The following is a 16,209-nucleotide window of genomic DNA, read 5'->3' as shown; positions in this document are numbered from 1 at the left end:
AAAAAACCCGCCGGGAGGCGGGATTTTCACATTTTTTACTAATGCTCAGCCACCACGCTTGCGACGCGCATTTTCAGCAATTCGCATCCGCAGCGCATTCAGCTTGATAAACCCGCCGGCATCGGCTTGATCGTAGGCGCCGCCGTCGTCATCGAATGTAGCAATGTTCTTGTCGAACAGCGTTTCCTTCGAGTCACGCGCGACCACCGTCACGCTGCCCTTATAAAGCTTCACGCGCGTCCAGCCGTTCACCTTGTCTTGCGTGTGATCGATCAGCACTTGCAGCGCGCGGCGCTCCGGGCTCCACCAGTAGCCGTTGTAAATCAGCGCGGCGTAACGCGGCATCAGATCGTCCTTCAGATGCGCGACTTCACGATCCAGCGTGATCGACTCAATCCCGCGATGCGCCTTGAGCATGATCGTGCCGCCCGGCGTTTCGTAGCAACCGCGCGACTTCATGCCGACATAACGGTTCTCGACCAGATCCAGCCGTCCAATGCCATGCTTGCCGCCGAGCGCATTCAGTTCGGTCAGCATGTCGGCCGGCGACAAGCGCTTGCCGTTCAAAGCAACCGGATCACCCTTCTCGAATTCGATATCCAGATACTCCGGCGCGTCCGGCGCATCTTCCGGTGCGACCGTCCAGCGCCACATATCGGCTTCGGCTTCGGCCTTCGGGTCTTCCAGATGACGGCCTTCAAACGAAATGTGCAGCAGGTTCGCGTCCATGGAATAGGGCGCGCCGCCTTGCTTGTGCTTCATTTCGATAGGAATGCCCGCCTTTTCCGCGTAAGCCAGCAGCTTTTCACGCGAGAGCAGATCCCATTCACGCCACGGCGCGATCACCTTGATGCCTGGTTCGAGCGAGTAATAACCCAGTTCGAAACGAACCTGATCGTTACCCTTGCCGGTCGCACCGTGCGAAACGGCCTGCGCGCCCACGGCACGGGCGATCTCGATCTGGCGCTTCGCAATCAGCGGACGCGCGATCGACGTCCCAAGCAGATACTCGCCTTCGTAGATGGTGTTCGCGCGGAACATCGGGAACACGAAGTCGCGGACAAACTCCTCACGCAGATCTTCGATAAAAATATTGTCCTGCTTGATGCCGAGTTGCAGCGCTTTCTTGCGCGCCGGTTCGAGTTCTTCGCCCTGACCGATGTCAGCGGTGAACGTCACGACTTCGGCGTCGTAGTTGTCTTGCAACCACTTCAGGATGACGGAGGTATCGAGGCCGCCCGAGTAGGCGAGCACGACTTTTTTGATATCGCTCATGGTGAACTCGTATGGCTGGAAAACGGTGTGCGCCGGGCTTTCAGCGCGCGGAAAACCGCTATTTTGACACTAAATGGCGGTCATTCCGCATTTTCGGGACGACGCGGCTTTTCAAACCAATCTCAATGATTGAGTTTGCCGAGCAGCAGATATTCCATCAACGCCTTCTGAACGTGCAGACGGTTTTCTGCCTCGTCCCACACGACGCTTTGCGGGCCGTCGATCACCTCGGCGCTCACTTCTTCTCCGCGATGCGCCGGCAGGCAATGCATGAACAGCGCGTCGGGATTGGCGCGCGCCATCATGTCGGCGTCGACGCACCAGTCGGCAAAGGCTTTCTTGCGGACTTCGTTCTCGGCTTCGAAACCCATGCTGGTCCAGACGTCCGTGGTGACGAGATCGGCACCGGTGCAGGCATCGTTCGGATCGGCGAACTCTTCATAGAACGGCGCGCTTTCCGGCGCCACCAGGCTTGGATCGAGCGTATAGCCGGGCGGAGTGGAGAGGCGCAGTTTAAAGCCGAGAATCTGCGCAGCTTCGATCCACGTGTACAGCATGTTGTTTGCATCGCCGACCCAGGCCACGGTTTTCCCCGCGATAGGGCCACGCAATTCGTAGTACGTGAAGACGTCGGCGAGAACCTGGCACGGGTGATATTCGTTTGTCAGGCCGTTGATCACCGGCACGCGCGAATTTTCGGCGAAGCGCTGGATGATGTGCTGGCCGAACGTGCGGATCATGATGATGTCGACCATGCGCGACACGACCTGCGCCGCATCTTCGATAGGTTCGCCGCGTCCCAGTTGCGTATCACGCGTGCTGAGAAATACGGCGTGGCCGCCAAGCTGGAAGATACCCGCCTCGAACGACAGCCGCGTACGCGTCGAGTTCTTCTCGAAGATCATCGCCAGCGTTCGGTCGTGCAGCGGATGATATGTCTCGTAGCTCTTGAACTTGCGTTTCAGAATGCGTGCACGTTCGAGCACGTAGTCATAGTCGTCGAGGGAGAAATCCTTGAACTGCAGATAGTGGCGAATTTTTTTTTCGGTCATGAAATGCGTACGGCGGCTTCAGCCGGCAATTGCGCCGGACGGCGCCGCCGTCGTGGTGGTATCGAATTTCAGCATAAAGGAATTTTTGCCATTTGACGAGGTGGCCACAAGCGAACGCTTGTTGTCGAAAGTGGTCTTACGGCCCGTCTGGCGCGGTTCAGCGCCTTTGTGTGCAGTGCGGAAAAAGGCCCTCTGCTGTATAATCGGCCTCGTTTCTCCGGCAGTCCTGACTCCTTTCGACTGCTTTCAGTACGGCTTCAAAGCGGCTCTTGCATCTCGCCGTATCCTTTGGCAGCCGTACCCACGGAGTTTGCGGACATGCTTGCCGCATGCCGCCACAAGGAAGCCGCAGATCGCGTCGAAAATGGATGTGGTTCCATGCGAGGCTTGACTGCAACCCGGGGTCAATGAGCCAGGCTCGGTTCCTTCCGGTTCAACTTGTCAATCGAGCATGCGCGTTTGCCGGCGGTTTCCGCTGGTCGTCAAACAGGTATTCCTACATGGCCGAAACAACCCCAACCGAATACTTTATCCAGGGCGTTACGTCGAACGGCAAGACCTTTCGGCCGAGTGACTGGTCGGAGCGGCTCTGCGGCGTGATGTCGGGTTATGGCCCAAAGAAGCGCGGGCCGAATGCCCGGCTGACGTACTCCATCTACGTGCGCCCCACGTTGCTCGGCAACGTGAAGACGGTGATCCTCGACTCGCGCCTGCGCGAAATCGAGCCCATGGCGTTCGATTTCGTAATGAATTTCGCAAAGGACAACGACCTGCTCGTGACGGAAGCCTGCGAGCTGCCGCCGCATCATGGAACCCAGCAGCAGGGTTCATAGGGAAGGGCTACCTCGACGTTGAAGCCGTTTGGCAAGCACACGACAAAAAACCCGCCAGAGCGGGTTTTTTTATTGCTGCTTTTGTTGCCTTGGTATTTCAGCGCAAAAAGCAAAAGCCTGTCGCGCCTGAGGCGCGCAGACCGCAACCGGAATCCTTAAGCAGCAGGTGCTTGCAGGCCCTTGATCGCAGCCGACAGACGGCTCTTATGGCGAGCAGCCTTGTTCTTGTGAACGATGCGCTTGTCCGCAATGATGTCGATGGTCTTGACCGACGTCTTGTAGATTTCCGCAGCCTTGGCTTGGTCGCCGGCGTCGATTGCCTTGCGAACTGCCTTGATGGCGGTGCGGAACTTCGAGCGCAGTGCCGAGTTGTGCGAGTTTGCTTTCGCGCTTTGACGGGCGCGCTTGCGAGCTTGTGCGGTATTTGCCATGACGGTTCCTTATCCTGTTCCAGCTATGTGTTTCAGCGCTTCCCGTTTAGCTTCCGGAGCGAGCCCAGCTCAATGCCGGCCCGGCTCCGCACAAGATAAAACGAGGTCAATCCGTTGCGCTGTTTATGATCAAACTCCCGGGATCGATTGCCCGAAAGCGCAAAAAACGTCGAAAGAAGACGCGAAACCGCAGTGCCTGGCAGTTGCTTACCCGTGCCAAACGCGGATTCAGGAGCTTCGAAACCGGCGATTATAGCAACGAAATCATGGGGCTGGCAAGCGCGGCACGTTCGTCCGGAGTCGCGGCGCGGCCACGCCCGGTGACGGCCGGGCTGCATAAGATACCACCATCGTTGCAAATTCTAACGATTCGGGAAATGTTGCAACGCGTTGCGTTCGTGGTGCCGCCCGTATAATGAGCGCCCCATGAATCTAATCCGAGCCCTCCTGACGGTCAGCGGTTTCACGCTGCTTTCCCGCGTGACCGGCCTGATCCGCGAAACGCTGATCGCGCGCGCCTTCGGCGCCAGCCAATTCACCGACGCGTTCTACGTCGCCTTCCGCATTCCGAACCTGCTGCGGCGCCTGTCCGCGGAAGGGGCGTTCTCGCAGGCCTTCGTGCCGATTCTCGCCGAGTTCAAGAACACGGAGGGCCACGACGCGACCAAGGCACTCGTCGACGCCATGTCCACCGTGCTCGCCTGGGCGCTCGCGGTGGTATCGCTGGCGGGCGTGGCTGGCGCGTCCTGGGTCGTGTTCGCCGTGGCTTCCGGCCTCGAACACGATGGACGCGCGTTCGGTTTTGCGGTGACCATGACCCAGATCATGTTCCCGTACATTATCTTCATCTCGCTGACGTCGCTGGCGTCGGGGGTGCTGAATACGTACCGGAAATTCTCGCTGCCCGCGTTCGCGCCCGTGCTGCTCAACGTGTCGTTTATCGTGGCGGCGGTTTTTCTTGCGCCGCATTTGAAAGTGCCTATCTATGCGCTGGCGTATGCGGTGATCGCCGGCGGGATCCTGCAGTTTCTCGTGCAACTGCCGGGGCTCAAGAAGATCGACATGATTCCGCGCATCGGCTGGAATTTTGTCAAGGCGCTGCGGCATCCTGGCGTCAAACGCGTGCTGATCAAGATGGTGCCGATGACCTTCGGCGTGTCCGTCGCGCAACTGAGCCTGATCATCAACACGAATATTGCGTCGCGGCTCGGGCCGGGCGCGGTGTCATGGATCAATTATTCCGACCGGCTGATGGAGTTTCCGAGCGCGCTGCTCGGCGCCGCACTCGGCACGATCCTGCTGCCCAGCCTTTCGAAGGCGCATGTGGACAAGGATCCGGTCGAATATTCGGCGCTGCTGGACTGGGGTCTGCGCATCACCTTCCTGCTGGCCGCTCCGAGCGCCGTTGCGCTGTTTTTCTTCGCCCAGCCGCTCACGGCAACGCTCTTCGGCTACGGCAAATTCGATGCAAACTCCGTCGTCATGGTCGGCCGCGCGTTGGCCATGTATGGCATCGGCCTGGTCGGGCTGATCCTGATCAAGATCCTTACGCCCGGCTTCTACGCGAAGCAGGACATCAAGACGCCGGTGATCATCGGCATCCTGGTGTTGATTGCAATTCAGCTCAGCAACCTGGTCTTCGTACCGATATTCGCGCACGCCGGTTTGACCTTGTCGATCGGACTCGGTGCGTGCGTGAACGCGACCATGTTGTTTATCGGCTTGAGGAAGCGCGGCATTTATCAGCCGTCGCCCGGATGGGCGCGTTTCTTCGCCCAACTGGTCGGGGCATGCCTCGTGCTGGCGGGAGTAATGCACTGGGTATCAGGCAACTTCGACTGGATCGGCATGCGCGCCGCGCCGCTGCAACGCATCGCGCTTCTTGGGGCCAGCCTGGTTGTATTCGCTGCGCTATATTTCGGTATGCTCTCCGCAATGGGCTTTAAATACGCGTATTTCAGAAGGCGAACGCTGTGATGACGACGACGCGCATGCTCGACTATTTCACTTCGCTGGTGGCGGAGGACGACAGTCTGCCCCTCACGGAGGCGGCGTTGTCGCTCGCGCAGGACGCGTATCCCGACCTCGATTTGCAGGGCGTGCTGGCCGAGATCGACGAGCTCGTGCTACGGGTTCGCCGGCGCATGCCGGACGACGCCGATATCAAGCAGAAAGTCGGCGTGCTGAATAGGTTTTTCTTCCGCGAGCTGGGTTTCACCAGCAATCTCAACGATTATTACGACCCGGATAACAGTCACCTGAACATGGTGCTGAAACGCCGGCGCGGCATTCCGATTTCGCTCGCCGTGGTGTATCTCGAGATGAGCGAGCAGCTCGGTATTCCCGTGCGCGGCGTGTCGTTTCCGGCGCATTTCCTGTTGCGCGTGACCACGCCGGAAGGCGATGTCATGCTCGATCCGACCACCGGACACTCGTTGTCCGAATCCGCGATGGTCGAAATGCTCGAGCCCTACGTGCAGCGGGTTGGCGAGTCGATCGGCAGCGCGTTGCGCGTGTTGTTGCAGCCGGCGACGCGGCGTGAAATCATCGGACGGATGTTGCGCAATCTGAAAAGCATCTATCTGCAGACGGAGCGCTGGCAGCGTTTGCTCGCCGTGCAACAACGGCTCGTGATCCTGATGCCGGGAAGCATCGAAGAAGTGCGCGATCGCGGTTTCGCTTATGCGCGTCTGGATTATCTGCGCCCGGCTATGGAAGACCTGCGCCGATACCTCGATGATCGGCCGGACGCCGAGGACGCAACCGTCGTGGAGACGGAGTTACACGAACTCAGGCAGCGGACACAGCACGACAGCGATTGATCCCTTCGCTTCGAAAAAACGGCGGCACATCTTCCAGATGCGCCGCCGTTTTTCGTTTACTTCGGCTGCATCCGGATTGCTCCGTCCAGGCGGATGACTTCGCCGTTGAGCATGGGGTTATCGAAGATATGTTTGACGAGCATCGCGTATTCATTGGGTTTGCCGAGGCGCGACGGGAACGGCACCATGGCGCCGAGCGCGTCCTGCACTTCCTGCGGCATGCCGAGCAGCATCGGCGTTTCGAAGATGCCCGGCGCAATGGTCATCACGCGAATGCCGTTGCGCGACAGGTCACGCGCGATCGGCAGGGTCATGCCGACCACGCCGCCCTTCGATGCCGCGTACGCCGCCTGTCCGATCTGGCCGTCGTAGGCCGCAACCGATGCGGTGCTGACGATCACGCCGCGCTCGCCTGCCGCGTTCGGTTCGTTCTTGGACATGGCGGCAGCGGCGAGACGGATCATGTTGAACGTGCCGATCAAATTCACGCCGATGGTCTTCGCGAACACATCGAGCGAATGCGGGCCGTCCTTGCCGACGGTCTTGGCCGCCGGCGCAATGCCAGCGCAATTCACGAGGCCGCGCAGGCTGCCGAGTTGAATCGCCGCGTCCACGGCGCGCTGGCCATCTTCCTCACGGCTCACGTCGCACTTCACGAACACGCCGCCGAGTTCCTTCGCGAGCTGCTCGCCGCCGGCTTCGTTCATGTCTGCAATCACGACCTTGCCGCCTTGATCGCAGATCAGTTGCGCCGTCGCCGCGCCCAAACCCGATGCGCCGCCGGTGACGAGAAAAACGTTGTCCTGGATATCCATGCTGTGTGCTCCTCAATGTGGTTATGTGCCAAGAGATCTGCAAAAAAGCAAAAAACCCGCTCGGCCGGTGAAGCACGAGCGGGTCTCGGAAGGCGTGCTTGCGGCGCCTGGGCGTTGAATCAGGTCAATGCGTCGAACACGCGCTGGCGGATTTCATCAACGGTACCAAGGCCCGAAATACGACGATATTCCGGCGCCTTCAGACCGTTGGTATCGCCGTGCTTCGACCAGTTGTTGTAGTAGTCGATCAGCGGCTTGGTCTGCGCCACGTACACGTCGAGCCGCTTCTTCACGGTCTCTTCCTTATCGTCGTCGCGCTGGATCAGCGGCTCGCCGGTCACATCATCCTTGCCTTCCTGCTTCGGCGGATTGAACTTGACGTGATACGTGCGGCCCGACGCCGCGTGCGAACGTCGTCCGCTCATGCGCTCGATGATGTCCGCGAACGGCACATCGATTTCCAGCACATAGTCGATGGCAACAGCCGCCTGCTTCATGGCGTCGGCCTGGGGAAGCGTGCGCGGGAAACCGTCGAACAGATAGCCGTTCGCGCAGTCCGGTTCCTGCAGGCGTTCCTTCACGAGGTTGATGATGAGCGTGTCCGGCACGAGCTCGCCCGCGTCCATGAAGCGCTTGGCTTCCACGCCGAGCGGCGAACCTGCTTTCACGGCGGCGCGCAACATGTCGCCCGTCGAGATTTGCGGGATGCCGAACTTTTCCTTGATGAAGGTGGCCTGGGTGCCCTTGCCGGCGCCGGGGGCGCCCAACAGGATCAAACGCATGGTGATATCTCCGAATCGAATAGAAACCGCTCTCGCTGCGAGGCTTATCTGGCGTCCGGCCGCTATCTGCGTTTGCCCGGGAGACGCCCGAAACGAGGCGCGACGAGCCGAATTCGGGAGACGGCGCGGCACCAGTCGACATGGGCGCTCGGGAGCAAAGGCGCTGACCGGAAGGCTCGCGCTACCGGCCGATTATGCCATGCATCGTCACAATGGCGACCCGAAAAAAGGCCGCAAAGGCTTGTTATGTGGGGCGTGGCGGGGTTAACGCGAGTTGTATGAAAGTGCTTCAGCGCGTTAGGACGAAGCCGGAAACAGCGCACGTACGCGGGCGAGGTCGGCGGGGGTATCGACACCTGGCGGGGGTGCGTCGGTTGTGATCAGGACCGCGATGCGCTCGCCGTGCCAGAGCGCGCGAAGCTGTTCGAGCGCTTCGGCTTCTTCGATGGGCGCCACGCTCAGCGTGGGATAAGCCCGCAAAAACTTCGCGCGGTACGCGTACAGCCCGATATGCCGCAATACGTTCGATGGAATCGGCGGGCGCGAAGTCAGCACGGCCACGTTTGGCCATTCCTTCTGCCATGCATCGCGCGACCACGGAATGGGCGCGCGCGAAAAATAGAGCGCGACGCTTTTTGCATCGAGCACGACTTTCACGACGTTCGGATTGAAGACGTCGGCCGGATCGTGAATGGGATGTGCCGCCGTTGCGATGGCGCACGACGGATGCGCCGCCAGATGCGCCGCCACGTTGCGCACGAGCGCCGGGTCGATCAGCGGTTCGTCGCCTTGCACGTTGACCACGATGGTCTCGTCGTTCCAGCCGAAATGCGTGGCGACTTCAGCGAGACGATCCGTGCCGTTCGGGTGATCGGCGCGGGTCAGCAGGACGTCGAAACCGTGTTCCTTCGCGACATCGACGACACGCGGCGAATCCGTTGCGATCAGCACTTGCAGCGCGCCGGACAAACGCGCGCGCTCGGCGACGCGAACGACCATCGGCTTTCCGCCGATATCGGCCAGCGGCTTGTCCGGCAGCCGCGTGGACGCGAGCCGCGCAGGCACGACGGCGATGAAAGGCGGCACGATCGGCGTGTGGGCGTTCATGGCTTGGCGCTCGCGGTTTGACGTTCAGGAAGGATCAGTTGCCGCTGACGGGTTTCAGCGGATCGACGGGCGTGCCTTCGACCGTCTGGCGCGCTTCGTCGGGCAGCATGATGGGAATGCCGTCGCGGATCGGGTACGCGAGTTTGTCCACGTTGCAGATCAGTTCCTGCGCCGCGCGGTCATAAGTGAGCTGGGTCTTGCAAATCGGGCAGACAAGGATTTCAAGCAGGCGTGCGTCCACGAAGTTTCTCCACAACTAATGCGATGAGGCGGGGTTTGAGCACGGCTTCCACGGGAACGACCCAGATGCGCGCGTCACGCCAGGCCCCGAATTTTACTGCATCCTTCTCGGTGATCAGGATCGAATCGGCATCGATGCTGGCAAACGGGTTGTCGCGGTAATCGTAGTGGTCGGGGAACGCACGGGTCGAGACCGTCAGGCCTTCTGCGCGCAGGGATGCAAAAAACCGTTCCGGCGATCCGATACCCGCCGCCGCCACGATCCGCTCGCCCTTGAACGCTTTGAGTGGACGGCGGACGGCGGGGTCATCGAGCAGCCATGCGTCGCCGGTTGTCAGATCGAGCGAGAACGTGTTCGGCCATGGCGGCAGCGCGCGTTCATAAGGGCTGTTGATGAGCGTCGCGTCGCGATGCCGTGACATCGATTCACGCAAGGGGCCCGCCGGGAGCAGGAAACCGTTGCCGCCGAGACGGTCATCGAAAACGACGAGTTCGAAGCTGCGCGCGAGGCGGTAATGCTGCAGGCCGTCGTCGCTCACGATCACATCCACCGATGGATACGCCTTCAACAACGCCTGCGCCGCCGCCACGCGATCGGGCGAAACCATCACGGGCGCGTGCGTGCGGCGGGCGATCAGCAGGGGTTCGTCGCCGACTTCCGCGGGTTTGCTTTCGGGCGTGACGCGCGTGGCTTCGTGGATCTTCGCGCCATAACCGCGCGAGACGACGCCCGGCTGGAAGCCGGCGGCGCGCAGCGCTTCCACGAGCGCGATCACGGTCGGCGTCTTGCCGGTTCCGCCCACAGTCACGTTGCCGACCACGACGACGGGCACGCCTACGTTGGTTTGCTTGATCCAGCCGAGCGCGAAAAAGCCGCGTCGAATGGCGGCGATCAATCCAAAAACCGCCGCAAACGGCGTCAACGACCACGCGACCCAGCCGCGCCTGCGCCATTCGCGGGCGAGAAAATTTTCGATCGGCGGTTTGAAATCAGACATGGCGCGCCCTTCCTTTAATCGATGGAAAAGCTCGGAACTGGATTGGCCGGTGCATGAGGCAAAGCGATAACGCTGAGAGTAAAGGCCGGCACCTTTGCATCGGGGCGGTTCTCCAAAATGAGCAAACGGAAAGCGGTCGACGGGCGATCCTCGAACCCGGCACTCTAGCGCGGCAGTGCGCTCGGCGCCAGTCGGAGGGACGGCGGCACAGTGCACAGTTTTACACAGGCCGTCCTGTGGATAACTCTGTGAACAAGTTGACGCTCCTCGGCCGGAATTCGGCATCGGGCCGGACTTGCATCGGTTTAAAAATAAATGTGGGAGCGCAAATCCTTTGAAAACAATGGCTTATTCTGAATTCACGCGAGCTTCACATTTGTGTGTACCTAATTTCGGTAACTTGTGCATTGTGGACACTTGCTACACTTCGATGACCGATCGGATAAGCTTCCGCGGCTTTTCCACCGCAATCAACTGGCCTTTTCCCCCTTGATGAGCACTGATTCTTTCGCCCCAGCGGATACCTCCGGCGCCGACGCCGTCATCCCCGTTTCCGCGCTCAATCGCGCGATCGGTTCGATCCTCGAACGCTCGTTTCCGCTGGTCTGGGTATCGGGGGAAGTCTCGAATTTTACGAAAGCCGCGAGCGGTCACTGGTACTTCTCGATCAAGGACGCGCAGGCGCAAATGCGCTGCGTGATGTTCCGCGGCCGCGCGCAATACGCCGAGTTCACGCCGCGCGAGGGCGACCGGATCGAAGTGCGCGGACTTGTCACGATGTACGAACCGCGCGGCGAGCTGCAACTCGGCGTGGAAGCGGTTCGGCGGACGGGGCAGGGGCGCTTGTACGAAGCGTTCCTGAGGCTCAAGGCCAAGCTCGAAGCCGAAGGTTTGTTCGCCGCCGAAAGAAAGCGCGCGCTGCCGCAACATCCGCGCGCGATCGGCATCGTGACGTCGTTGCAGGCCGCCGCCTTGCGTGACGTGCTGACCACGCTTTCGCGCCGCGCGCCGCACGTGCCGGTGATTGTCTATCCGGCGCCGGTGCAGGGCGCAGGCGTGGCCGCGAAACTCGCCGCTATGGTCGACGAAGCCAGCGCGCGCCGCGAAGTCGATGTGCTGATCGTGTGCCGGGGCGGCGGTTCTATCGAAGACCTGTGGGCCTTCAACGAAGAAGTGCTTGCGCGCGCGATCGCCGAAAGCGCGATGCCCGTTGTCAGCGGCGTGGGCCACGAGACGGATTTCACCATCGCCGATTTCGCCGCCGATGTCCGCGCGCCCACGCCCACGGCGGCGGCCGAACTCGTCAGCCCGCAACGCGTGTTGCTGCTGCGCGATCTGGACCATCGGCATGCGTCGCTTGCGCGTGGTTTTGGCCGGATGATGGAACGGCGCGCGCAGCAGATCGACTGGCTTGCACGCCGGCTGGTCAGCCCGGCCGAGCGGCTCGAACGCCAACGCGTTCACTTGCGGCAACTGACGGCGCGGCTTGCATCCGCTGGCGCACGTCCGGTGCGCGATGCCCGCGCGCGCTTCGCGCTCGTGCATATGCGCTGGCAGCGCTGGCGTCCCGATCTCGCCGCCGAGCGTGAACATCTGATGCGCCTCGCGCAGCGTCTTGGCGACTCGCAAGGGCGCAGGCATGAACGCGCGGTGGCGCGGGTGTCGGAGTTATCGGCGAGATTGCAGGTGCTGAGCCCGCAACGCACGCTCGAACGTGGCTACGCTGCGTTGATCGATGCACAGTCGGGGCGCGCAGTGCGTTCGCCGAATGCGCTCAAGCCGAAGCGGCCGCTGACCGTGCATCTCGCTGAAGGCGCGGCGGACGTTGTACTCGCCGATGTTCAACCGCGTTTATCGGACGAATTCTGAGTGCGGCACGCGTGATGCGCAGGTTAGATTGCGGCCGCGAAAAGGCCCGTAGTTTTGACGGGATAGCACGTCTGCTGGAGCATTTTTTACGCCGCTGTTAATGCTTCGTAATCGATAATGCTCATAAAAACCCGCAATTTGCGGGGTTATCCCAACTCGCCTACAATCGAGTGCTCCATTGCTTCACTCCTCACGTCCCCCATAATTCAACATAGAAGGAAGCTCGCACCATGGAACATACCCTCCCGCCGTTGCCGTTCGAAAAGAACGCACTCGCTCCGAACATGTCGGAAGAAACGCTTGAGTACCACTATGGCAAGCATCACCAAACCTATGTGACGAACCTCAACAAGCTTATTCCGGGTACCGAATTCGAAAATCTGCCGCTCGAAGAAATTGTCAAGAAGGCATCGGGCGGTGTGTTCAACAACGCAGCCCAGGTCTGGAACCACACGTTCTTCTGGAACAGCCTGTCGCCCAAGGGTGGCGGCGCTCCGGCCGGCGCGCTGGCTGACGCAATCAACGCCAAGTACGGCTCGTTCGACAAATTCAAGGAAGAGTTCGCGAAGGTCGCGACCGGCACGTTCGGTTCGGGCTGGACGTGGCTCGTGAAGAAGACGGACGGTTCGCTCGATATCGTCTCGACGAGCAATGCGGCCACGCCGTTGACCACGGACGCGAAGGCGCTGTTGACCATCGACGTATGGGAACACGCGTATTACATCGACTACCGCAATGCGCGTCCGAAGTTCATCGAAGCATTCTGGAACATCGCGAACTGGGAATTTGCATCGAAGAATTTTGGTGCTTGAGGTTTCCTGAAGTCGTTGGTTTTAGCTGTAACGCTTCGGAACGGCCTGGGGTCTAAAATTCATGCCGCGTCCGAACTAAAAAGCCCTCCATGCGAGGGCTTTTTTTGGTCAAGCGCCGTGGTGACGGCACACCGGCAGCACCGTCTTGTACTGCACCCGCCGCAGGGTGATCGAAGTGCTGACGTCCCGAACACCGGCAATAGTCGCGAGCCGCGTCATGACAAAACGCTCGATACCCGCCATGTCGCTCGCCACCACGCGCACCATGTAGTCGAATGCGCCGGTCATCAGATAGCACTCCATCACCTCCTCGCAACTCAGGATGGCGCGCTCGAAAGCGGCCAGCTTCTCCGCGGATTTTTCGATCGCCACCGATACATACGCGTTGATCGGAAATCCCACCTTTTCCTGATCCAGTAGCGACACATATTTCGTAATGACGCCCGCTTCCTCGAGCAGCCGGATTCGTCGATAAAGCGGCGAAACGGAGATATCGAGCGATTCAGCGAGATCCGCGGCCTTGACGTGAGCGTCGCGTTGGAGCGCCTGCAGGATATCGACATCGACCCGATCGAGTTTCATTGGCTATTCCTGCCACAAAGGTTATGAAATCCATCTTTCCTTACCAATTCTATATGGATTAATGGCTGAGTTTGGCACAAATCGCGGGTGCATTCTAGCTACCATTATTGCGTGCCGTGGCTCGTGGTGAGGCGAACGGAAGACGCAATCGAAAGGAATGACTGTGACATTTTCAAATGGAAAACTGGATGGCAAAGTAGCTTTTGTGACGGGCGGTTCGCGCGGAATAGGTGCGGCAATTGCAAGGCGTCTCGCGAACGAGGGCGCGGCCGTGGCGATAACCTACTTTAGCTCGAAGGAAGACGCAGAAAGCGTGATCGCGGATCTGGGCACGCGTGGTCTGGCAATCCGTGCCGACAGTGCGGACGCGCACGCGGTGAAGGCTGCGGTCGCGACGACGGCGAGGCGCTTCGGGAGACTGGATATTCTCGTCAACAATGCCGCGATGTTCCGCATTGGCCTGATCGATGATTTTTCGCTGGAACACATCGATCAAATGCTTGCCATCAACGTCAAGAGCCTGTTCGCCGCCATTCAGGAATCGCTGCGCTTCATGGAGAAAGGCGGGCGGATCATCAACATAGGAAGCGTCAGCAGCGACTACATGCCGATCCCGGGCGTGTCTGTCTACGCCGCGACCAAAGGCGCGGTCGCCAGCATGACACGTGCGTTGGCGAGGGATCTTGGAAGCCGCGACATCACCATCAACAACGTCCAGCCCGGAAGAATCGATACGGCGATGAATCCCGCCGACGGTCCAATGGCGGACCGTATCAGGAGCTCGATCGCGCTGGGTCGCTACGGATCGGGCGATGACGTCGCTGGCCTCGTCGCCTGGTTGGCCAGCCCGGAGGCGGCGTTCATAACGGGTACGAACCTCAAGGTCGATGGCGGCACGAGCGCCTGAGCGTAGCAGCCGAGCCGCAAGCAACTGGGAGGGTAAAAAGCGTTGGTTCCGGCATCGGCAGACAGTCTCGAAAGCGCAATACAAAGTACTGCAGATGCGCGCGCCACGGTCCGTGGCCTGTTCCTTGCTCCCGCCTTGCCGTACTGCGACTGCGCGTCTTCGACTTTCATTACTATGAGAAATAAACGCCAACCGTTTCCGGCTACGCCGCGAATGTCCACGGGCGTTGAAGGACTGGACAACATCCTCGGCGGCGGGTTGACGCCGAATCGCGTGTATCTGGTCGAAGGGTCTCCCGGGGCTGGCAAAACCACACTGGCGCTGCAATTCTTACTTAAAGGCGCCGAGCTAGGCGAAGCCGGGCTTTACATTACGCTCTCGGAAACGCGCTCGGAACTGCTTGCCGTGGCGGACGCCCACGGCTGGGACGTCGAGGCGATCTCCATTGTCGAGCTGCTTTCCGACGAGGGGCTCGACCCCGAGTACGAGCAGTCCGTCCTGCATCCGGCGGAAGTCGAGCTCGGCGAGACCGTCAAAAACGTGATGCACCAGGTCGAAGCCATCAAACCTGTCCGGATCGTGCTGGACAGTTTGTCGGAGTTGCGGCTGCTGTCGCAAAACCCGCTTCGATACCGACGCCAGATCCTCGCCTTGAAGCGCTACTTCGCCACGCGCGATTGCACGGTCTTCCTGCTCGACGACAACACCTCCGACCCGAGCGATCTCCAGCTTCACAGCATCGCGCACGGCGTGGTCAGCCTTGATCAGCTCGTGCATGACTACGGCGGCGCGCGTCGCCGGCTGCGCGTGGCGAAAATGCGCGGCCTGAAGTTTCGCGAGGGCTACCACGATTTCACGCTGGAAACGGGTGGTATTGAGGTATATCCGCGTCTGATCGCCGCCGAGCATCACGCGGATTTCTCCAGCACGCCATTGAGCACGGGATCGGATGGTCTCGACGCATTGCTCGGCGGCGGCCTGATTCCTGGTACGAATACGTTGCTGATCGGGCCGTCCGGCGTGGGGAAAACGACCACCGTGGTGTGCTGCCTAATGGCGGCGTTGGAGCGCGGCGAGCGCTGCATGTACTACCTTTTCGATGAAACCCTGCGCACGCTGTTGCTGCGTTCGAAAGCGCTCGGGATGGACCTTACGCCTTACCTTGACAACGATCAGCTAACGTTGCGTCAGATCGATCCGGCGGAGATGTCGCCGGGGCAGTTCACGAGCGAGGTGCGCGAGGCCGTTGAAGAAGACGGCGTGCGCTACGTGGCCATCGACAGCCTGAACGCGTACCTCCAGGCGATGCCCGGCGAGCGCTACCTGTTGCTGCAAATGCATGAACTGCTGGGCTACCTAAACCAGCGCGGCGTGGTGACCATGCTCGTGCTTGGGCAGCACGGAATCGTGGGCGAAGTGCAGACGGATATCGACATCAGCTATTTGAGCGATTCCATGATCCTGTTCCGCTACTTCGAGCATCAGGGCGAAGTCCTGACCGCCCTCGCCGCCGTGAAGAGTCGCGGCAGCGCGCACGAACGCACGATCCGGCAATTCCGCCTGGCCCCGGGCGGAATTCAGGTTAGCGAAGCATTGCGCGACTTCGAGGGCGTGCTCGCTGGGTTGCCGTCGTACCGTGGGGACGCAGCGATGCTCGGGGCATCCAGCCTGAAGGACGCGTAGC

Annotated in this window: 16 protein-coding genes; 7 read left to right on the top strand and 9 right to left on the bottom strand. The window is 60.5% G+C overall.

Annotated features, from left to right (window positions below; all coding sequences use genetic code 11):
• Positions 1–45: 45 nt before the first annotated feature.
• Positions 46–1,275 (bottom strand): argininosuccinate synthase, encoded by a 1,230-nt coding sequence (locus tag HB633_RS19710; RefSeq protein ID WP_213779869.1) that lies wholly within the window; start codon positions 1,273–1,275, stop codon positions 46–48.
• Between the two features lie 122 nt (positions 1,276–1,397).
• A complete protein-coding gene (gene argF, locus HB633_RS19705) occupies positions 1,398–2,327 on the bottom strand; it encodes an ornithine carbamoyltransferase (RefSeq protein WP_213779868.1) in 930 nt (309 codons plus the stop codon).
• A 500-nt stretch (positions 2,328–2,827) separates the two neighbouring features.
• On the opposite strand from argF, the gene HB633_RS19700 reads away from it, so the two are divergent.
• Complete coding sequence (locus HB633_RS19700; protein ID WP_056355072.1) at positions 2,828–3,160, top strand: DUF3579 domain-containing protein; 333 nt, start codon at positions 2,828–2,830, stop codon at positions 3,158–3,160.
• 155 nt (positions 3,161–3,315) lie between these two features.
• Here HB633_RS19700 and rpsT read toward each other — a convergent pair whose 3' ends face one another.
• On the bottom strand, positions 3,316–3,591 hold the full coding sequence (rpsT, locus tag HB633_RS19695; RefSeq protein WP_047845158.1) for a 30S ribosomal protein S20: 276 nt from the start codon (positions 3,589–3,591) through the stop codon (positions 3,316–3,318).
• A 426-nt stretch (positions 3,592–4,017) separates the two neighbouring features.
• Between rpsT and murJ the strand changes: the two genes are divergently transcribed.
• Positions 4,018–5,568 (top strand): murein biosynthesis integral membrane protein MurJ, encoded by a 1,551-nt coding sequence (gene murJ / locus HB633_RS19690; RefSeq protein ID WP_213779867.1) that lies wholly within the window; start codon positions 4,018–4,020, stop codon positions 5,566–5,568.
• A complete protein-coding gene (locus HB633_RS19685; protein ID WP_056355078.1) occupies positions 5,568–6,413 on the top strand; it encodes a SirB1 family protein in 846 nt (281 codons plus the stop codon). Before murJ ends, HB633_RS19685 begins: the two co-directional genes overlap by 1 nt.
• Before the next feature lie 56 nt (positions 6,414–6,469).
• On the opposite strand, the gene HB633_RS19680 is transcribed toward HB633_RS19685, so the two are convergent.
• The 5 genes from HB633_RS19680 to lpxK all read right to left on the bottom strand — a co-directional run bounded on the left by HB633_RS19680 (position 6,470) and on the right by lpxK (position 10,355).
• Positions 6,470–7,228, bottom strand: a complete 759-nt coding sequence (locus tag HB633_RS19680) for a 3-hydroxyacyl-CoA dehydrogenase (protein WP_213779866.1) — start codon at positions 7,226–7,228, stop codon at positions 6,470–6,472.
• Positions 7,229–7,347: 119 nt separating this feature from the next.
• The gene (gene adk / locus HB633_RS19675; protein WP_213779865.1) at positions 7,348–8,010 is read right to left on the bottom strand and encodes an adenylate kinase; all 663 of its coding nucleotides are present in this window, start codon (positions 8,008–8,010) and stop codon (positions 7,348–7,350) included.
• A 297-nt stretch (positions 8,011–8,307) separates the two neighbouring features.
• Complete coding sequence (kdsB, locus tag HB633_RS19670) at positions 8,308–9,117, bottom strand: 3-deoxy-manno-octulosonate cytidylyltransferase (RefSeq protein WP_213779864.1); 810 nt, start codon at positions 9,115–9,117, stop codon at positions 8,308–8,310.
• 34 nt (positions 9,118–9,151) lie between these two features.
• On the bottom strand, positions 9,152–9,358 hold the full coding sequence (locus HB633_RS19665; RefSeq protein WP_060858061.1) for a Trm112 family protein: 207 nt from the start codon (positions 9,356–9,358) through the stop codon (positions 9,152–9,154).
• Positions 9,339–10,355 carry a tetraacyldisaccharide 4'-kinase gene (lpxK, locus tag HB633_RS19660; RefSeq protein WP_213779863.1) on the bottom strand — a complete coding sequence of 339 codons (1,017 nt, stop codon included), beginning with the start codon at positions 10,353–10,355 and terminating at the stop codon, positions 9,339–9,341. Before lpxK ends, HB633_RS19665 begins: the two co-directional genes overlap by 20 nt.
• A gap of 492 nt (positions 10,356–10,847) precedes the next feature.
• Here lpxK and xseA point away from each other — a divergent pair, with 492 nt between their 5' ends.
• Positions 10,848–12,224 (top strand): exodeoxyribonuclease VII large subunit, encoded by a 1,377-nt coding sequence (gene xseA / locus HB633_RS19655; RefSeq protein WP_213779862.1) that lies wholly within the window; start codon positions 10,848–10,850, stop codon positions 12,222–12,224.
• 230 nt (positions 12,225–12,454) lie between these two features.
• On the top strand, positions 12,455–13,036 hold the full coding sequence (gene sodB, locus HB633_RS19650; RefSeq protein ID WP_213779861.1) for a Fe-Mn family superoxide dismutase: 582 nt from the start codon (positions 12,455–12,457) through the stop codon (positions 13,034–13,036).
• Between the two features lie 108 nt (positions 13,037–13,144).
• Here the strand turns inward: sodB and HB633_RS19645 are convergent, their stop codons facing one another.
• Positions 13,145–13,618: an Lrp/AsnC family transcriptional regulator gene (locus HB633_RS19645; protein ID WP_213779860.1), complete on the bottom strand. Its 474-nt coding sequence runs from the start codon at positions 13,616–13,618 to the stop codon at positions 13,145–13,147.
• Between the two features lie 157 nt (positions 13,619–13,775).
• On the opposite strand from HB633_RS19645, the gene HB633_RS19640 reads away from it, so the two are divergent.
• Positions 13,776–14,525 (top strand): 3-oxoacyl-ACP reductase family protein, encoded by a 750-nt coding sequence (locus HB633_RS19640; protein WP_213779859.1) that lies wholly within the window; start codon positions 13,776–13,778, stop codon positions 14,523–14,525.
• A gap of 213 nt (positions 14,526–14,738) precedes the next feature.
• Positions 14,739–16,208, top strand: a complete 1,470-nt coding sequence (locus tag HB633_RS19635) for an ATPase domain-containing protein (protein ID WP_255581019.1) — start codon at positions 14,739–14,741, stop codon at positions 16,206–16,208.
• Position 16,209 lies beyond the last annotated feature (1 nt).

It is taken from the genome of Caballeronia sp. dw_276 (assembly GCF_018449635.1).
GTDB lineage: Bacteria > Pseudomonadota > Gammaproteobacteria > Burkholderiales > Burkholderiaceae > Caballeronia.
This window is presented reverse-complemented; position numbering and strand designations above follow the sequence as displayed.